15 protein-coding genes and 2 pseudogenes are annotated in these 16,936 nt (G+C 61.5%); 2 read left to right on the top strand and 15 right to left on the bottom strand.

Annotated elements, in window-relative coordinates; translation table 11 throughout:
• The first annotated feature begins 128 nt into the window (after window positions 1-128).
• Window positions 129-1,451, top strand: coding sequence for a tyrosine-type recombinase/integrase (locus DH08_RS30695; RefSeq protein ID WP_192182977.1), 1,323 nt, complete (start codon window positions 129-131; stop codon window positions 1,449-1,451).
• A gap of 418 nt (window positions 1,452-1,869) precedes the next feature.
• Here DH08_RS30695 and DH08_RS30690 read toward each other — a convergent pair whose 3' ends face one another.
• The 12 genes from DH08_RS30690 to DH08_RS30635 all read right to left on the bottom strand — a co-directional run bounded on the left by DH08_RS30690 (window position 1,870) and on the right by DH08_RS30635 (window position 13,784).
• Entirely contained in the window at window positions 1,870-2,142 is a 273-nt protein-coding gene (locus DH08_RS30690) for a DUF2274 domain-containing protein (protein ID WP_192182976.1), read from the bottom strand.
• 13 nt (window positions 2,143-2,155) lie between these two features.
• On the bottom strand, window positions 2,156-3,373 hold the full coding sequence (locus tag DH08_RS30685) for a TraB/TrbI/VirB10 family type IV secretion system protein (protein WP_192182975.1): 1,218 nt from the start codon (window positions 3,371-3,373) through the stop codon (window positions 2,156-2,158).
• Between the two features lie 11 nt (window positions 3,374-3,384).
• On the bottom strand, window positions 3,385-4,419 hold the full coding sequence (trbG, locus tag DH08_RS30680; RefSeq protein ID WP_192182974.1) for a P-type conjugative transfer protein TrbG: 1,035 nt from the start codon (window positions 4,417-4,419) through the stop codon (window positions 3,385-3,387).
• A complete protein-coding gene (trbF, locus tag DH08_RS30675) occupies window positions 4,409-5,140 on the bottom strand; it encodes a conjugal transfer protein TrbF (RefSeq protein ID WP_192182973.1) in 732 nt (243 codons plus the stop codon). The genes trbG and trbF overlap by 11 nt, the downstream gene beginning before the upstream one ends.
• Window positions 5,141-6,463 (bottom strand): P-type conjugative transfer protein TrbL, encoded by a 1,323-nt coding sequence (gene trbL, locus DH08_RS30670; RefSeq protein WP_192182972.1) that lies wholly within the window; start codon window positions 6,461-6,463, stop codon window positions 5,141-5,143.
• Window positions 6,464-6,496: 33 nt separating this feature from the next.
• Window positions 6,497-7,222: a P-type conjugative transfer protein TrbJ gene (gene trbJ, locus DH08_RS30665; protein WP_192182971.1), complete on the bottom strand. Its 726-nt coding sequence runs from the start codon at window positions 7,220-7,222 to the stop codon at window positions 6,497-6,499.
• Window positions 7,219-9,669 (bottom strand): conjugal transfer protein TrbE, encoded by a 2,451-nt coding sequence (gene trbE, locus DH08_RS30660; protein ID WP_192182970.1) that lies wholly within the window; start codon window positions 9,667-9,669, stop codon window positions 7,219-7,221. The genes trbJ and trbE overlap by 4 nt, the downstream gene beginning before the upstream one ends.
• Window positions 9,663-9,935 (bottom strand): VirB3 family type IV secretion system protein, encoded by a 273-nt coding sequence (locus tag DH08_RS30655; RefSeq protein WP_192182969.1) that lies wholly within the window; start codon window positions 9,933-9,935, stop codon window positions 9,663-9,665. The genes trbE and DH08_RS30655 overlap by 7 nt, the downstream gene beginning before the upstream one ends.
• A complete protein-coding gene (locus tag DH08_RS30650; RefSeq protein WP_192182968.1) occupies window positions 9,935-10,243 on the bottom strand; it encodes a TrbC/VirB2 family type IV secretion system protein in 309 nt (102 codons plus the stop codon). Before DH08_RS30650 ends, DH08_RS30655 begins: the two co-directional genes overlap by 1 nt.
• Window positions 10,244-10,254: 11 nt before the next feature.
• On the bottom strand, window positions 10,255-11,223 hold the full coding sequence (gene trbB / locus DH08_RS30645) for a P-type conjugative transfer ATPase TrbB (RefSeq protein ID WP_192182967.1): 969 nt from the start codon (window positions 11,221-11,223) through the stop codon (window positions 10,255-10,257).
• Window positions 11,220-11,633: a CopG family transcriptional regulator gene (locus DH08_RS30640; RefSeq protein ID WP_192182966.1), complete on the bottom strand. Its 414-nt coding sequence runs from the start codon at window positions 11,631-11,633 to the stop codon at window positions 11,220-11,222. The genes trbB and DH08_RS30640 overlap by 4 nt, the downstream gene beginning before the upstream one ends.
• Before the next feature lie 120 nt (window positions 11,634-11,753).
• Window positions 11,754-13,784, bottom strand: coding sequence for a conjugal transfer protein TraG (locus DH08_RS30635; protein WP_192182965.1), 2,031 nt, complete (start codon window positions 13,782-13,784; stop codon window positions 11,754-11,756).
• Between the two features lie 596 nt (window positions 13,785-14,380).
• On the opposite strand from DH08_RS30635, the gene dgt reads away from it, so the two are divergent.
• On the top strand, window positions 14,381-15,439 hold the full coding sequence (gene dgt / locus DH08_RS30630) for a dGTP triphosphohydrolase (RefSeq protein ID WP_246801103.1): 1,059 nt from the start codon (window positions 14,381-14,383) through the stop codon (window positions 15,437-15,439).
• A gap of 27 nt (window positions 15,440-15,466) precedes the next feature.
• On the opposite strand, the gene DH08_RS30625 is transcribed toward dgt, so the two are convergent.
• The 3 genes and pseudogenes from DH08_RS30625 to DH08_RS30615 form a co-directional block, all read right to left on the bottom strand.
• Window positions 15,467-15,967, bottom strand: coding sequence for a helix-turn-helix transcriptional regulator (locus DH08_RS30625; RefSeq protein ID WP_246801100.1), 501 nt, complete (start codon window positions 15,965-15,967; stop codon window positions 15,467-15,469).
• A gap of 38 nt (window positions 15,968-16,005) precedes the next feature.
• Window positions 16,006-16,575: pseudogene (locus DH08_RS30620) on the bottom strand (DUF4158 domain-containing protein); the annotation flags it as partial.
• Window positions 16,576-16,740: 165 nt separating this feature from the next.
• A pseudogene (locus DH08_RS30615) lies at window positions 16,741-16,936 on the bottom strand (IS1595 family transposase); the annotation flags it as partial.

Below are 16,936 nucleotides of genomic sequence, written 5' to 3'. Positions count from 1 at the left end.
CGCTCTCTCCGCCAGCTCACTCAGCTAAAAACCGTTTGTTTTCAAAAAGTTCGTTGTGACTCTTGACTGCTCAAGATCGAAACATATCTCTTTCTGTGTAACAAACTGTGTAACATTAGAGTTAGCTAATGCGACGATCTGCGGCGTCAAGGCCGCACAAACGTGATGGCATCTGGTATCTCGTGCGGCGGGTTCCGAAGGAATTCGCGGCCTATGATCCGCGCGGCCTGGTGCGCATTTCCACTGGGGTCGCCGTTGCCGACGATCCGCGTGGTATACGGGCCCGGGACGCGGTGCGCAGCCTCGGCGCCGGGCTCGAGGCGTATTGGCGCAGACTTGGCGATGGCCAGTCGGCAGAGGCGGCGTTGCGCTTCGAGGCTGTAAGGAAGCGTGCGCGATCGTTCGGGGTGGCTTATCGGACCAATGAGGAACTGGCGGCGGGCCCTCTCGACGAACTCATGGCTCGCATCAAGCTGCTTCTCGATAAGGATGCAGTCGAGGACGCAAAGGACGTCTCTGCGGTGATGGGCGGAGAGCAGCGGCCAGCACTGCGCCTGAGCGGCCTTGTCAAGGAGTTCGAAACGATCGAGCAACAGACCCTGCTGGCCATGTCGCCAAACCAGGTAAAGAAGTGGCGCAATCCGAAGACGCGAGCGATCGCGAACTTGATTGGCGTCATCGGCGACAAAGAGATCGCTCGCCTGACACGGGATGATGCGGTCGCCTTCCGCGAGTGGTGGCAGAAGCGGATCGTCGGCGGTGGCCTCGATATCGGTACGGCCAACAAGGACATCGGCCACCTCTCCAAGATGCTGCGTGTCGTCGACCTCACCTATCAGCTCAAACTGGAGCCGGTTTTCCATCAACTGCGGCTCTCCGGTGCCGTCGCGGCTCAACGCGCGGCGTTCACGGCGCAGTTCGTGCAGGGAGAGATTCTCGCGAAAGGCGCACTGGACGGGCTGAACGAGGAGGCGCGCCATCTCGTCTATCTAATTGCCGACACCGGACTCAGGCTCTCTGAAGCAGCAAACCTCACCACGGAAACAATCCACCTCGATCACGAAATCCCGCACGTCCAGGTGCGCCCCAATGGGCGTCGGTTGAAGACCGATCATTCAGCGCGTGACATCCCTCTAGTCGGCTGCGCGCTTGAAGCGATAAAGCTCCATCCGGAGGGCTTCCCCCGCTACCGTGACAAGGCAGCCTCGCTTTCGGCGCTGGTCAATAAGGTGCTTACCAACAAGAAACTCCTGCCTACATCGGAGCATAGTCTCTATAGCCTACGACACACTTTTGAGGATCGACTAACGGCAGTTGAGGCGCCCGAGAAAGTTATCGCTTCCTTGATGGGCCACAAATGGATCCGACCGAAATACGGCGCCGGGCCATCCTTGGCCCAGAAGCGCGAGTGGCTGCAAAGAATCGCGTTCGTCCCTCCTGAACGGGGCTGATGCCACGGTGCCTAATCAGCAGTTTTTTATGTTGTGCGGTTGCAGGTTCGATACTTGAAATCGATCGGTGTCGGACAGCTTCACGTATTTCGCGCTGACGGGTTGACGTTAATTCCGCTCTCGATGGAAGTTTGGGGCGCATATCGCAGTTGGGCTATCGCTTTTGCTCCTGCGGGGCCCCCATTCTGGATCAGTTCGGCTAGCACGTGCCGGGCCCGGTCTCGGATCCCAAGCCGCCGCCGCGCTTCTTCAAGCTCATGCTCAAGCCGCTCGAATGTCGGCGTGTAAGTTTCGCCATGACGAACGACCAAATAGGCCGCAACAGCCAGAAATCGTTCGAGCTCTGCCAGCGACGTTAGAGAACCGGGAAGTTCAACGGCACGCGCCATGGTTCGGCTAGACCCAGTTTGGCGTTCGGCTATTCGGAATGCGAACCGGGTTGGCGCCGCGACTTTTCCGACGTGCCTGTAGCGGATAAGCCTTCCTTTCTTGCCTTAGCAAACGCTCGGTCGCTTTCTAGATACTCTGCCAGCATGAAGGGGATCAGTTCCGCAACTGATTCCGATTCGCCATAGGTCTGGCGATATAGCGCCGCATAGTCCTTCAGCGCTTGGTTCAGCTCAGCGCTGACAGTGACGGTGACTTTGGAAGGTGTTCGGTCTGGAAGCTTTCCAAGTTTCAGGTTCGCCATGAGCCACTCCTAATCAACCCGCGTATGGCCGCAGCACAAGATCCTTGTGCACGATGACGCGCAGCGGCCAACCAGGGCGCACCGTAATTGTGGGTTGGATATTGAGGTTCTTTTCGGTGATGCGTTGGCCGGCTTGACTGACGTTCCGCTGAGTGGATTCTCGGATCGCCTTGACCAGGTCGCTTTCATTGTCCCCAAAGCTCAACTCGGTGCCGACACCCAGCAGCGTTGCTAGCGCAACGCCCTTGATCAGCTGCCAAGTATGGAAATCCACCTTGTCCTCAAGCCCCGCGTAGCCGGCAGTGTCTGTCGCGGGCAGGTTGTCGATTTCGATCGAAGAGCCATCGGGCAGCAGAACGCGTTGCCAGACCAGTAGCGCACGTTTTTGGCCGAAGGCGACAACGCTGTCATAGGTGCCGATCAGCCGCGAGCCTTGCGGAATGAGCAAGATGCTGCCCGTGACCGTGTCGTGCACATTCTCGGTGACCTGCGCGACGACGAGGCCGGGCAAGTCCGAATTGATCCCGGTGATGAGGCTTGCTGCGATCACGCTGCCCGCCATCAGTTGATAGGGCGAAGCCGGCGTTTGCAGCGCATGCGGATTGTAAATCCCACTCGTGCTCTGCTGGCTGACAAAGTCGAGCTTGCGCTGCTGATTGTTCTGGTCACCCTCGGTCGGCGCCACGGATGCTCGCGCGCCACCCGCACCGGGTTGCGCAAGCGGTGCTTCAAACGGCGGCTGCGCTCCGTGCGCATTGTCGGCGACATTCGTTTCCCTAGGCCGGTTTTCGATCCGGAACAGGACTTGCGACTCGCGCGCCTCGATCGCCTGCTGAGCAAGCCGCTGCTCCTCGGCCGACGCCTCCTGCCCCGGCGCTATGCCAAGCTGACGTTGACGTTCAAGGATGGGACGGCCGAGGTCGCCGGGCAGAGGTGGTCCGAGCACAGGAGGCTTCGGCTTCATTCCGGAATAGTCCTTGGGAAGCGTGTCGAGTCCCTCGGCGGTTGGCTTGCGCTCAGTGTTGTGGAGGTCTTCCGCCTGCTGTCTGATGCGCAATGCCGGTCCCTGAAGCGCGATCACCGTGACGCCCAGAATGGCACCGGATCCGACAGCAGCGATAGCGATGATCACGCCGCGCCTGAAACGCACAGCACGACGGGGCGAAGCTCGCAATTGCAACTGCTCGGGATCGAGTTTCGGCGGAGCATCGGGTCTGGAAGTATCGGTCATGAGCGTTCCCCTTACCTGCTGGACCGCGCAAAGAGTGAAGTCCGCCGCGGCAGCTGCCGGCCGTCAGTCCTCGTGATGCGCACCACCTGCTGTTGCTTGGTGCCCAGGCGCAGTTCAGCGGCGGCGAAGAGGCGATCGACGATGTAATAGTTGCCGCGCATGCGGTAGTTAACGAGCTGGCTGCCGCCGTCAGCGCCGACGATGAAGAGCGGCGGCGCCTCGCCCTGATCGATGCGGCGCGGGAATTCGATATAAACCTTGCTGCCGTCATCAAAGGCGCGCGTCGGCCTCCAGGGCGGCGTATCGCCGCTAATCGAGTAGCGGAAGCGAATGTTCTCCAGCGCCAGATTCGACGCCACCGGCATCGCGGCCTCGGCCTGAGCGTTACGCTGGCGGAGCGCTATGATCTGGTCCTCGCTGTACGTCCAGGAGATCGCCGCCATTGCCGTCTTCTCGGTGCTTTGAAGCTGCAGATGATACGTCCGACGGTCCGTTGTGATAACGAGATTGGTGGTAAGCCCTGACGCGAAAGGTTTTACCAACACATGGGTGCGCTGATTGTCACCGGTGCCGCTGGCGGTATCGCCTATGACCCAGCGCACGGTGTCACCGGCCGACACGGCTGTCAGTTTCTCGCCCGGCTGTAGAGCAATATCGCTGACGCGCTCTGGCGCGGCATAGAGCTGGTAAAGCGCGCCATCGGTGAAGGGAAAGACCTGCACCGCGTTGACATAGCCGTACTTGGTGGGTTGCTGCGTCGCCGCCTTGTTGGCATCGGCGACACGTTCTTCAGGAGAGCGCTTGTCTTCGGCGGCGGCGACCTTACCCGGATTGGGCTGCAACTGGCCGGGTAGCGGCAACGGCTTTGGCACCTCGACGATCTTGACAGGCTTCTCCGGCACCTTCTCGATTGCCGCCGGTTTGAAGTCGGCAGCGTCATAGGAAATCTCGGGCGGCGGCACCGGCTTCGACGCGCAGGCGGAGAGGACGGCTGCGGACGCAGAAAGGATTAGCGCGTTACGGAACGATGGGACTCTATTTGTCATCGGCGGGCTCCTTTGGGAAAACGGATGTCGGCGCGGCGCTGTCGAGCTCGCGTGACCAATCGATGGCGTTGATGAAGACGCCGAGCGGATTGTTGCGCAGCTGGTCCGTATTGCTTGGTGGCCGCATCACGATGGTGAGGATCGCAGTCCAGCGCGTCGTGCTGGCGAGGCTGCCCCGCTCAAAGACCTGCTCGGTCCATTTGACCTGGAACGAGCTATCGGAAGCCCGGACTACGCTGGTCACCTGCACGGATATGCTGCGCGTGCCAATCTGACCGAAGGGGTCGTTCGCCTTGGCGTATTCGTTGAGGAAGAGCGCTGCCCGGTCGGTGGCAAAGTCATAAGCTGCCAGCCAGTTCTGCCTGACCAGCACTGGATCAGTGGAAATGGAACGGATATTTTGAATGAAGTGGCCGAGATGCCAGGCGATCTGGGCATCGGAGGGCTCGTAGTCTCGGACTGCCGGAGCAACGGCGCGCGCCTCGCCGAACCGGTCGACTTCGACGACGTAGGGCACAACCCGGCTCTGTGTCGACTGCCACACGAGTCCGCCGGAAAGTCCAGCCGCTAAGGCAAGACAACCGAGCGCCATCAGCCGCCAGTTCCTGGCCTGAACTCGAGATGAGCCGATGCGCTCGTCCCAGAGCTGGGCGGCCTTCTGGTACGGCGTGACCGGCTCGGGCGTCTTGCCGTATCGTTGAACGGGTCGCTTGAAGAGCATCTAGTCGTCCTTGTCGTTGAGTGAGGGATTGGCGCTGCCGCCCGGCTTGTCGCCATCTCGGACGGCCTGCGCCGCCGCATGGCGATGTGCACGGGCGTTCTGTTCGGAACGCAAGCGCCTTGCCCATGTCGGCGCGGCATTGGGGCCTGCGCCGGCAGTGCGCCCAATCATTGACGACGTTGGCGTACCGCCCGTCGCGGTCCATGCGGCTTCGCGCCCGGCATCGGCGTTGCGTCCGAAGGTTCCCGCAGCAGATCGCGCTGCCCGCATCGCGGCGCCGCCGGCGGCACCCGCCACGCCGTGCATACCGGCAGCCACGCCGGACATGCCGGAGTCGGATGAGGTTGCACGCCCGATCTGCCAAGCAGCGGAAGCAGCCGATCCCATGGTCGTGCCGGCACGGACTGCAGCGAGCCCGCCTCCGGTCGCCATGCGCGTTCCGGCAAACGCGGCGCCTCCGGCAACGAGCGATGCACCGGCTGCGGCTGCGGTGGTACCCAGTGCGGCGCCCGCGCCGAGCTGAGGGGCACCGGAAACAAGGCCCGAAGCGATCCCAGGTCCGAAGATGCCGAGCCCCAACAGCGCAAGCGCGCCCAACACCTGGGACATGGCGGCGGCCAGATCCGGCTCCTTCCCTTGCAGCGCGGAAGCAAACTGACCGAAGAGTGTGGAACCGATGCCGACGATGACGGCGAGCACCATCACTTTGATGCCCGACGAGATGACATTGCCGAGCACGCGCTCGGCGAGAAACGCCGACCGGTTCCAGAGCGCGAACGGGACCAGGGTGAAGCCGGCCAGCGTGGTGAGCTTGAACTCCAGGATGGTGATGAAGAGCTGGATCGAGAGAATGAAGAAGGCGATGATGACCAGGAACCAGGCCACGAGCAGCACGAAGATGGTGAGCGCGTTGCCGAAGATTTCGGGGAAGCCCAGGAGCTGGCTTGCCTGATCGAGCAGCGGCCAGGCGCCCTCGAAACCTGTGGCGGCGATGCGGCCTGGATGCAGGAGATTGTCAGCGGAGAGATTGCCTGAGGACGCGTTGATGCCGAGACCGGCAAAGGACCGATAGATGATGTCGGCGAGGCTCTTGAAATTGTTCAGGATGAAGGCGAAGACGCCGACATAGAGCACCTTGCGGATGAGGCGGCCGAGAATGTTGGGTTCGCCGCCGAACGCCCAGGCCAGACCGGCTAGCGTGATGTCGATGCCGATCAGGGTCGTGGTGAGGAAGGCGACATCGCCAGAGAGCAGCCCGAATCCGCTGTCGATGTAGCGGATGAAGGTCTCCATAAAGCGATCGATGACCCCGAGGTCGTTCATGCCGCCGCCTTCCTCGTCGTAAAGAGCTGGTGATCAGTTGCCGGGATAGGCCGTGCCGGTGCCCAGGAAGCGCTTCGTCATCTCGCGGGCGGCTTCCTCGGACTGGGCCTTGCGGGCGGCATCCTCGGCCTCAGCTCGAAACTGCGTCGCGAGCAGCGTCTGGATTTGCATCTGCTGCTTGGTCGAAAGCGCGATCAGCTGGTTGGTGGCCTGGCTTGCCTCAAGCGCACCTGCCGCGCCCTGGCTACGGTTGACGAGATCGGCAAGCAGGTCGCCGTCGCCGCGGACGTTCTCGACGATCTGCGACTGCACACCCATGGTCTGGCGGAACGCCTGCAGGGCGCTCTGCCAACGCTCGCGCGCGGCGCTTGCCACGTCGCTGACCTTGATCGTGGCGTCGTAGCTTTCCGGGTATTGACTGCGCCACTGGTCCTGAAGTTTGCCTAGATCAAAGCTCAGGCCGCTTGCCTGGTCCATGAGCCCATCAATGCGATGGAGCGCGCCGGTGAGTTGGCCCACGGAAGAGAAATCCAGGCTCTGAAGGTTGCGCGCCATGTTCTGCAGCACGGTTGCCTGGTTCTGAAGCGATTGGATCTGATTGTTGATCTGCTCCAATGCGCGTGCCGCCGACAGCACGTTTTGCGCATAGTTCGACGGATCGAAGACGATCAGGGCATAGGCTGGCTGAACATAGTCGGCCAAGGGTTTGGCGATCAGAGAAACTGTGATCAGGCTAGTGAAAAGGCGGCGTCCCATCATGACGATTGCTCCTTGTCTGGTTGAGGGAATTGCAGAAGAAGTTCGACGGCCCAATCGAGGCCGCGCGAATTCAGGAAGTGGGAGGCAAAGCCGTCCTGTCCGTGCTCGAACAGGACCCTGTCGATAAGGGTCTGCGTGGCTGGATCGGAGGCGCCACAAAGCGCGAGTGTGATGGGACCCAAGCCCAGCTCGAAGAGCCGGTTGCCGCGACGCGATTGGAGATAGTATTGCCGCTTCGGCGTGGCGCGGGCGATGAGGTCGATCTGCCGCTCGTTCAGCCCAAAGCGCTCATAGGCCGCCCGCGCTTGCGGTTCCACGGCACGGTCATTGGGAAGGAAAATACGCTGTGGGCAGCTCTCGATGATTGCAGGCGCTATTGCAGAGCCGGCGACGTCGGCAAGCGATTGCGTGGCGAAGATGACCGACACGTTTCTCTTGCGCAGCACTTTCAGCCATTCGCGGATACGGGCGGCAAACAGCGGATTGTCGAGATAGACCCAGGCCTCATCGAGCATGAGCAGCGTCGGCCGTCCGTCGAATCGCTCCTCCAGCCGATGAAACAGATAGGTGAGCACAGGCAGCACAGCGCCTTGGCTGTGCATCAGCTCCTCAGTCTCGAAACATTGCACATCCGACAAGGCCAGCCGATCATCATCGGCGTCGAGCAACCGACCGAAGGGGCCGTCGAGCGTGTAGGGCATCAACGCAGACTTCAGCCCATTGGACTGAAGCAGGACCGACAGGCCGGTCAGCGTGCGTTCCTGCGCCGGCGCGGTAGCAAGGCTGGTGAGTGCCGACCAGATCGCCTCCTTAACTTCTGGGGTAACTGCGACGTTCTCATGGGCAATGAGGCCGGCGACCCATTCGGCCGCCCAACTGCGGGCAGCCTGGTCGTTGATGTCGCGCAACGGCTGGAAGGAAAGCGCCCCGTCCGCGCCGAGTGCATGGTGCTCTCCACCCATGGCAAGGGTCGCCGCACGGGCCGAATTGCCTTTGTCGAAGAGATAGACCTGGGCGCCGGCGTAGCGCCGGAACTGAAGAGCGATCAGCGCAAGCAGAACCGACTTTCCGGCGCCGGTCGGACCAACGATCAGCATGTGGCCGACATCGTCGATATGCGTGGAAAGCCGGAACGGTGTCGATCCGCTGGTCTCGGCCACGAGAAGCGGCGGGGCGTCGGTCTGGGTAACCTTGGCGAGATGCTCGTTCGTTGCTGAGCCGGCCCATACCGAGGAGAGCGGCATGAGATGGGCGAGATTCAGTGTGTGAACGAGCGGCTGGCGAACATTGGCATAGACATGGCCGGGCAATGAGCCGAGCCAGGCCTCGACCGCATTGACGCTTTCACGGATCGTGGTGAAGCCGAGCCCATTGATGATGCGTTCGACCGAACGAAGTTTCTCTGCGGCGGCTTGGCGATCCTCGTCCCATACCGTCACGGTCGTCGTGAGATAGCCGAAGCCGACATGATCGCCGCCCAGGGCCTGAAGTGCTTCGTCGGCATCGAGCGCCTTGTTGTCGGCATCGCTGTCGACGAGCGGGACCGGTTCGTTGGTCACAACCTCGCGTAGGATCGCGACGATCGATTTGCGCTTAGCAAACCACTGCCGCCGCAACCGCGTCAGCGTCTTCGTGGCTTCGGTCTTGTCGAGCGGAATGAAGCGCGTCATCCAGCGATAGGCGAAATCCTGGTTGTTGAGTGCGTCGAGGATTCCGGGCCGTGTAACGTTCGGAAAGCCGAGGATGGTGAGTGTGCGAAGATGTTGCTCACCCAGCATCGGCTCCAAGCCGCCGGTAAGCGGCGCATCGACCAGGATGCCGTCCAGATACATCGGTGTTTCCGGCACGGCGACCGGATGGCGACGGGTCGAGATTGTGCCGTGCAGATAGGCCAGCGTCTCGGCATCGTCGAGGGAGCGCACCTCGGGCATGAAGCCCGACAGAAGATCCAGAACCCGGTCGGTCTCGTCTCGGAACCGCGCCATCTCCTGGCGCCAGTCTCTTTCGCCTTCTGAATGATGCGAGTCGACGAGCACGCTTTCCGCCCGTGCCTGGCTGTCCGGCGGTGGCATGAACAGCAAGGTCAGATGGTAGAGGCTTTCGAAATGCGCGACCTTGCCCTCGAAGGCCGCGCGGCGTTCTTCGTCGACCAGCCATGACGCCGCGTCGGGAAAGCGAGAATTCGGATAGCCCAGCGCTTCGATCCGCTCGGCTTCATTGAACAATGCCCAGCCCGAGCCAAGGCGTCTGAGCGCATTGTTTGCCCGCGCGCAGATGCCGACGAGCTCGGCTTCCGTCGCGCTTTCGAGATCGGGGCCGCGGAACCGAAAAGTTCGCTGGAAGCTGCCGTCCTTGTTGAGCACGATGCCCGGCGCAACAAGTGCGGCCCACGGCAGATGATCGGCAAGCCGGTCGGCTTTGCCGCGATATTCCGAAAGATTCAGCATGCAAGCCACCCCTTGAGACGAAGGTGGCGGACAAGCACTGTGGCGAAGTCCGGATCGCGCCTTGCGGCGAAGACCGCGAGTGTGTGGCCGGCAAGCCAGAGCACCAGCCCGGCAATCCATTGTTGCAAGCCCAGGCCGATTGCCGCGGCCACCGTGCCGTTGAGGATCGCGACCGCCCGCGGCGCACCGCCGAGCAGGATCGGGTCGGCCAACGCCCGGTGGACTGGAACCTCGAAGCCCTCGATATGCTGCTCGCCCGCGATCATCAGACGAGCGCCCCGCCACCGAAAGAGAAGAAGGAGAGGAAGAAGCTCGATGCCGCAAAGGCGATTGACAGGCCGAAGACGATCTGGATGAGCCGGCGGAATCCGCCTGCGGTGTCACCGAAGGCAAGGGTCAAGCCCGTTGTGATGATGATGATCACCGCGACGATCTTGGCGACCGGTCCCTGCACCGACTCCAGTATCTGCTGCAGCGGCTGTTCCCATGGCATGCCGGAGCCGGCCGCGTGAGCCGAGGCCGTAAGACAAAACGCGAGTGCGGTGGACGAAAGAAAGCGAAGCTTCTTGCGCATGAAGTGACCTTTCAAAGCTGCTGGAGTTGGGGAAGCGTGAGCGGGGCGACAGCGTAATCGCCGCTGCCGTCGAGACCGGTGACCTCGGCAATCGCGTCGATGCGGCGCGAGGATCCGCGCCCGGCGATGAAGACGATCAGATCGATGGCATCGGCTATGAGACGGCGGGGAACGGTGACGACGGCTTCCTGGGCGAGTTGCTCGATCCGGTAGAGGGCGGAGCGCGCCGAATTGGCGTGAACCGTGGCGATGCCGCCGGGGTGGCCAGTGTTCCATGCCTTCAGCATGTCGAGGGCTTCTGCCCCTCGGACTTCGCCGACGATGATGCGGTCGGGCCTGAGCCGCAGCGTCGAGCGTACGAGATCGGCAAGCGTCACCGAGCCCCGTCTTGTCCTAAGCGCAACGCAGTCCTTGGCAGCGCACTGCAGCTCGCGTGTGTCTTCGATCAGGAGCACCCGCTCGTCGCATTCGGCGACTTCGGCCAGCAGCGCATTGGCGAGCGTGGTTTTGCCCGAGGACGTGCCGCCCGCGACCAATATGTTGCGCCGCTCGCGCACCGCCTTCCTCAGCGCATCGGCCTGCAGCGGCAGCATGATGCGGTCGGCCACATAGTTGGCCAGCGTGTAGAGATTTGCCGCTGGCTTGCGAATGGCGAAGCATGGCGCCAGTACGACTGGCGGCAACAGCCCCTCGAAGCGCTCGCCCGAGGGCAGTTCGGCGCTGACGATCGGATTATCGGCATGCGCCTCGGCGCGCACATGGGAAGCGACAAGGCGGACGATGCGTTCCGCCTCGGATGGGTGCATGTGCACGCCAGTATCGACCAGGCCCTCTCCCAACCGGTCGAGCCGCAGCGCACCGTCGGGATTGACCATCACCTCGATGACCAAGGGATCGGCTAGGGCTTCGGTGATCGCCGGGCCCATGGCGGTGCGCAGCATTGCGCGGCGACGATGGTCGGCCTCCGGATGAGAGCTCATCCTTCCCCTCCCGCGCCATTGTCCTTGCCAAGCGACCGTTTCCCGGACGCGATCTGACGGCCGACTTGCTCGACGAATTTGTCGAAACGTTCCTGGGCGATCGCCTGTGTCGCCCTGTCCGGGACCGGCGTATGAGCATGAAGCGTGATCGAAAAGCGGATAAAAAGTGCGAGGCTCTCCAGGATCATCTCGGCATCGCGCCTGACATGAGCGAGGTCGCGGGAAAGACGGTCGAGCCTTACGCCGTAGCGCCGGTCGAGCTCGTTCTCGCCACGCCGCTCGATGAAGGCTTCGATCGCCTTCGCCACGATCGCTGATTTGGTCGTCGATGGATCGCGGCTAAGGTTGTCCAGTTTGTCGCTGAGCTCCGGCTCAAGCAGAAACTGGTGGCGAATGCGGTGGGGCTTCATGCGGCTCGTTCCATCTGACCGGCGCCGATGCGCCAGGCGGCGGGAACAAGCATCGGCCAGACGCCCAAAATCGCTTATGGCCGTTATCTACGCCGAAGTGCGCTTTGCACTTGGAGGCGATCAGAAGCCAGGCACGATATCCTTCTCGTCGCCCTTCCCTTCGTTGATGCCGTAAGCGCGTGCCGCGGTGGAAATCCGATCCATCACGCGCTTGTCGACAAGTGCCTCACTATCGTCGTCGGCGGGCACGAACAGATCACCTTGATCGGGCTCCGGAGTCACGACGGCGTGTTCCTCCGGCAAACCCGGATGGCGCTGCTGTTGGATACCGCCCTCATCTTGAATTGCCGCGCTGGCGGTTTCGTTGTCGGCAGCAAGCCGGCGATCGACGCCGCGTACTTGTCCGGTCCAATCGTCCGGGCGCCACATAGGGCAGTCCGCGTAGGGACCGTCGTGCAGGACGGGCGAAGGCAGCACCCGCTCGGTGAAATTCTGATCTTGGTAATAGCGCAGCTTATTGGCGCGGATCGGCGGCAATCCCGATACCAGCACCAGTTCGTCCGATGGCGGCAACTGCATCACCTCGCCCGGCGTCAGCAGCGGGCGGGCAGTTTCCTGCCGGCTCACCATGACGTGCGAAAGCCAGGGCGCCAGCCGATGGCCGGCATAGTTGCGCATGGACCTCAGTTCCGTCGCCGTACCAAGTGCGTCTGAGATGCGCTTGGCGGTGCGCTCGTCATTGGAGGAAAAGGCAATCCGTACGTGGCAATTGTCGAGAATGGCGTTGTTTTCGCCATAGGCTTTCGAGATCTGGTTCAGGGATTGCGCGATCAGATAGGCGCGGATGCCGTAGCCCGCCATGAAGGCGAGCGCGGTCTCGAAGAAATCGAGCCGACCGAGCGCCGGGAATTCGTCCAGCATCATGAGCAGTTGATGCTTGCGGCTCTTCTTCGGATCACCCTCGAGCCGCTCTGTGAGCCGCCGGCCGATCTGATTGAGGATCAGTCGGACCAGGGGCTTGGTGCGCGAGATGTCCGATGGCGGCACGACCAGGTAGAGCGACATTGGTCGCTCAGCATCCATGAGATCAACGATTCGCCAATCGCAGGCCGACGTTGCGGCAGCCACCGTGGGATCGCGATAGAGTCCAAGGAAAGACATCGCCGTCGAGAGAACGCCTGAACGCTCGTTCTCCGACTTGTTCAGGACCTCGCGGCCGGCCGAGGCCACGACAGGATGGACCTTCGGCTTATCCGCGGCACCAAGGTGATTGGTGGTCATCATCCGCTGCAGCGTTGCGGCAAAGGAGCGTTGCGGGTCCGACAGGAAGGTTGCGACGCGGGCGAGCGTCTTTTCCTCTTCGGCGTAGAGCACATGCAGGATGGCCCCGACCAGGAGTGAATGACTGGTCTTTTCCCAATGGTTCCGCCGCTCCAGCGCTCCTTCCGGATCGACCAAGATATCGGCGATGTTCTGGACGTCGCGGACCTCGTTTGGACCCTTGCGAACTTCCAGCAGCGGGTTGTAGCGCGCCGACGTCGCATCAGTCGGATTGAACAAGAGGCAATACGAGAACTTCGATCGCCAGCCGGACGTCAGCTGCCAGTTCTCGGCTTTGATGTCGTGTATGACGGCCGAACCGGTCCAAGAAAGAAGCGTCGGAACAACGAGCCCAACGCCCTTGCCAGAACGTGTAGGCGCAAAGGCCATCACGTGCTCCGGCCCGTCATGGCGAAGATAGCAATCCTTCAGTTTGCCGAGGAAAACGCCTGCCGGTCGAAACAGCCCCGCCTTCTCGATCTCCCGCGTGTTGGCCCATCGCGAGGAACCATAGGTGGTGACCAATCCGCGCTGTCGCGCGCGCCAAAGCGAGCCAGCGATTGCTGCCGCGCAGCCCACGAATCCGCTGGCGCCCGCAAGCATCCCAGCCTTGTCGAAGACCTCAGGCGCGTAGGCGTCGAAATGGAACCACCATTCGAAAAGCTTCCACGGCTTGTAGATCGGCCAGCTGCCCACGGCGAACCATGGCCCGCCTAGCGGCGGCTGATGGTCGAGCATATGAGCGCACCATTGCGTCGCCGCCCACACGCCCAGAATGACGATTGCGAACACAACAGCGATCTGCCCAATCAGGAGCTTTGTGGGTGTCATTGGCTTGGCCCGCCGGACAACGCGACCTAGCATCGCGCGGCGCGTCCCGAACCGGAATACGCCTCACATACGATTGGGTGCGATGAGCGACTCGCTATATTGCCATAACGGTCATCCGCCCGGCAGTTCCAGACTGCCAATTATGCGACTCTCGCGGCACAAACCATGAACACTGCGGCCGCGTGGTATTCATTTCCAATCGCCACTGTGGGCGATCGTCCACCAACCGCGGGATCAAGACATTCGCTTGGCGACCCTTTCAGCACAAGCTACTGATTGGCATCGAAGCGAATTGGAATTTGGGGGATCAAAATGGAATGGGAAAAGCTGCTGTGCAGCGAACGACTTGGCGACAAGCACTACGAGCCCAAGCCGAACCGGTCGATCTTCGTGCAGGACCATGACCGGATCGTATTCTCGGCGCCATTTCGGCGACTAGCCAACAAGACCCAAGTGCAGCCTCTCTACGAGCACGATCATGTCCATCACCGTTTGATCCATTCTGTTGAGGTCAGCAGCGTCGGACGATCGTTGGCAATGCGAATCGGTAACTGGCTCGAGGGGACGCATGGATCCCCGACGGCGAGTCGAACAGCTTGGCGAACATCGTTCAGGCGGCGTGCGTCGCCCACGACATCGGCAACCCTCCTTTTGGTCACTCAGGCGAAGCGGCGATGGGCGACTGGTTCGCCGAGAAATTCGACGATGCCAAAGGGCTTATGGGAGAGGTCGACGAGCGCCACCGTTCGGAGTTCGTAGACTTTGAAGGAAATGCGCAAGGGTTTCGAATAGTTACTCGTCTCGAAATGTACCGCAACGAGGGCGGCATGCGACTATCTAAGGCGACCTTGGGCGCGTTCACGAAGTACCCTGTCACTTCTGCCGACCGCGAGAGCATCGTCGGCAAAGGAACTGCGCCATATGTCGGCCTCAAGAAGTTTGGCGTCTTCCGTTCCGAGATCGAGCTGTTCAAGGAGGCAGCTGATTCGCTGAGGCTGCCCGAGGAAGTGCACCAAGCCGGGAATTGGTGGCGGCGCCATCCCTTGGTCTTCATCGTCGAGGCCGCAGACGACATCTGCTACAACATCGTCGATCTTGAGGATGCCTTCACGACCGGGGAGCTCCCGTTCGACACGGTCAGGGACCTGCTACACGAGGCTGCCAACAACCCTAACCGCGACGTGAGCGGCCTTAACCAGGCCGAGCACATCGCATTGCTGCGGGCTTTGAGCATTAATGTCGCAGTCGAGAGCTGTGTCGAGGCCTTCAAGGCCAACCATGACGCCATCATGACCGGGACGTTCTCTGCTTCCCTGACCGATGCTGGCCCCCTGGCTCCCACCTTCGCTAAGATGAAGGCCCTTTCTCGGGACCAGGTCTTCACCGCCCGGAGAAAAACCGAGCTGGAAGTGTCCGGTCGGCGCGTGATTGGCAACGTGATGTCAGGTGTGCTTCCCGTATTCGAGGATCTTGCTAAGGCCAAGTGGGATCAGGAAAAGCTTTTAGCGCACAGCCGGCAGCTCGTCAGGGCCCTTGATCTAGATTTACGAAACGTAGCAGATGCCGAGCAGGCGCTACACGCTCTTGCAGACTTCACGTCGGGCATGACCGATCGATATGCTGTGCGGATCGCCAGGATGCTCACCGGCATCTAGGTGACAAAGGCCTGCGCCGGCATCCTCTCAAGGCAGCGCGTCGAACTTGCGCTGATGTCCGTTCACCATCTCGCGCAACCGCGCAGGCTGGAGCACTTCCACCGAGTTGCCCCAAGAGTAGAGGTGCCAACACATCTCAAGGTGTCCGGACGCCTTGAAGCGCACAAGCAGCGATCCGTCCGACTCCTCCTCGGTGGTCTGTGTTGGATGGAATACGAACCGGCGAGCGTGCGGCGCAGCGTGCGGCGAGAAGCGCCATACGACGTCGCCGTGCTCGGCTGCGCTCTCGTATGACCCGAAGCCCTTGTCGGCGTGCGCACGGATGTTGAAGTCGGGATCGAGATCGAAGCTCTCGTCGAGTACCTCGGCCGAGTAGATCTCCTCGACGCGGTAGTGCTGCAGCGGTGCGCCAGTCTTCTTCGCCGTATCCCGCGCGACCAGGTAGCGCCGCACGCCGAGAAGAAGGCCTGGGGTGCGATCACCCGCTCGCTCGGCCTGTCCTGCTTTCGCTTGCGGTAGGATAGCCATGCCTGTGTGGCGTTGCCCTCACGGATCATCTGATCTCACCGTCCAGACGATATGCGCATCTGCAGTTTCGGATCAATTTCTAGCTTGCGCAGGAAGGCGATCCGTTCGGTCAGCCCGACCAGGTCTGACGCACCTGGCGCGTCCGGCGCTGATCGCAGCCAATGAAAGCGCGTCTGGCCAATGGCCGGGTCAACCTCCAACAGCTTATCCAATGATTGAAGCGTATCGACCGAAATTTCTTCGATCAGCGCTCTCTCCGCCCGCCGACGGGCAATGGCGCGGGCGGCAAGACCGATCCGTTCGATCGTGTCGATTGCCGGCAGAAGAGATCCGCGTTCACGAAACATGGAGCCAGTAGCACTCGCTATCGCGCCACCGTACTTTAGCATTGCGCGAGGCGGAGTTTCATCGGTCGCCAACACCCTGCCTGGATATCGCATCAGGCAGAGCTGAACGGCAAATCCGAGCTGATTGTGTTCTCGTCTGCGAAGTCCAATCTCAAGCCTGTCCGCCGATAACGAATAGTGTCGGATGAGGCCGTCGTCATCGGTTGGTATATCGAAAAGTCTCTGTCGATCCTGAACCTTGAGAAGCCTCCGTTTACCCATCGCCCAACTCCATCCAGGACTAATCTGCCGGGAGCGTTGTCGAGTCGGACGGGCGAAGAAATCAAAATTAGTGCCCTGCGATGGCAATCCACAGGGATCGGATGCTGCACAGCAGGACTACAGTAGAGTTCATGATCCGTTCGCCCTTAGCGTACGCGGCCTTTATCAACCAAAGACAGCTACGGCTGATTTGATGATGATGCCGCCATCCGGGCTTCGGCGCATCTGACGACCCGTGGCTGTGCGAAAAACATTCGTCAATTGCAGCGCAGGCGGCACGCGCGACCACAGGGCTCGCACGCTCTCCCGGCCATGCCGGGTTTTGCGAATGACGTTTCCGGTGACGACGCGCTGCGACCAT

This window comes from Mesorhizobium amorphae (assembly GCF_014843845.1).
Lineage (GTDB): Bacteria > Pseudomonadota > Alphaproteobacteria > Rhizobiales > Rhizobiaceae > Mesorhizobium > Mesorhizobium amorphae_A.
The sequence above is the reverse complement of the archived record's forward strand: the minus strand, read 5'-3'. Positions and strand labels throughout refer to the sequence as shown.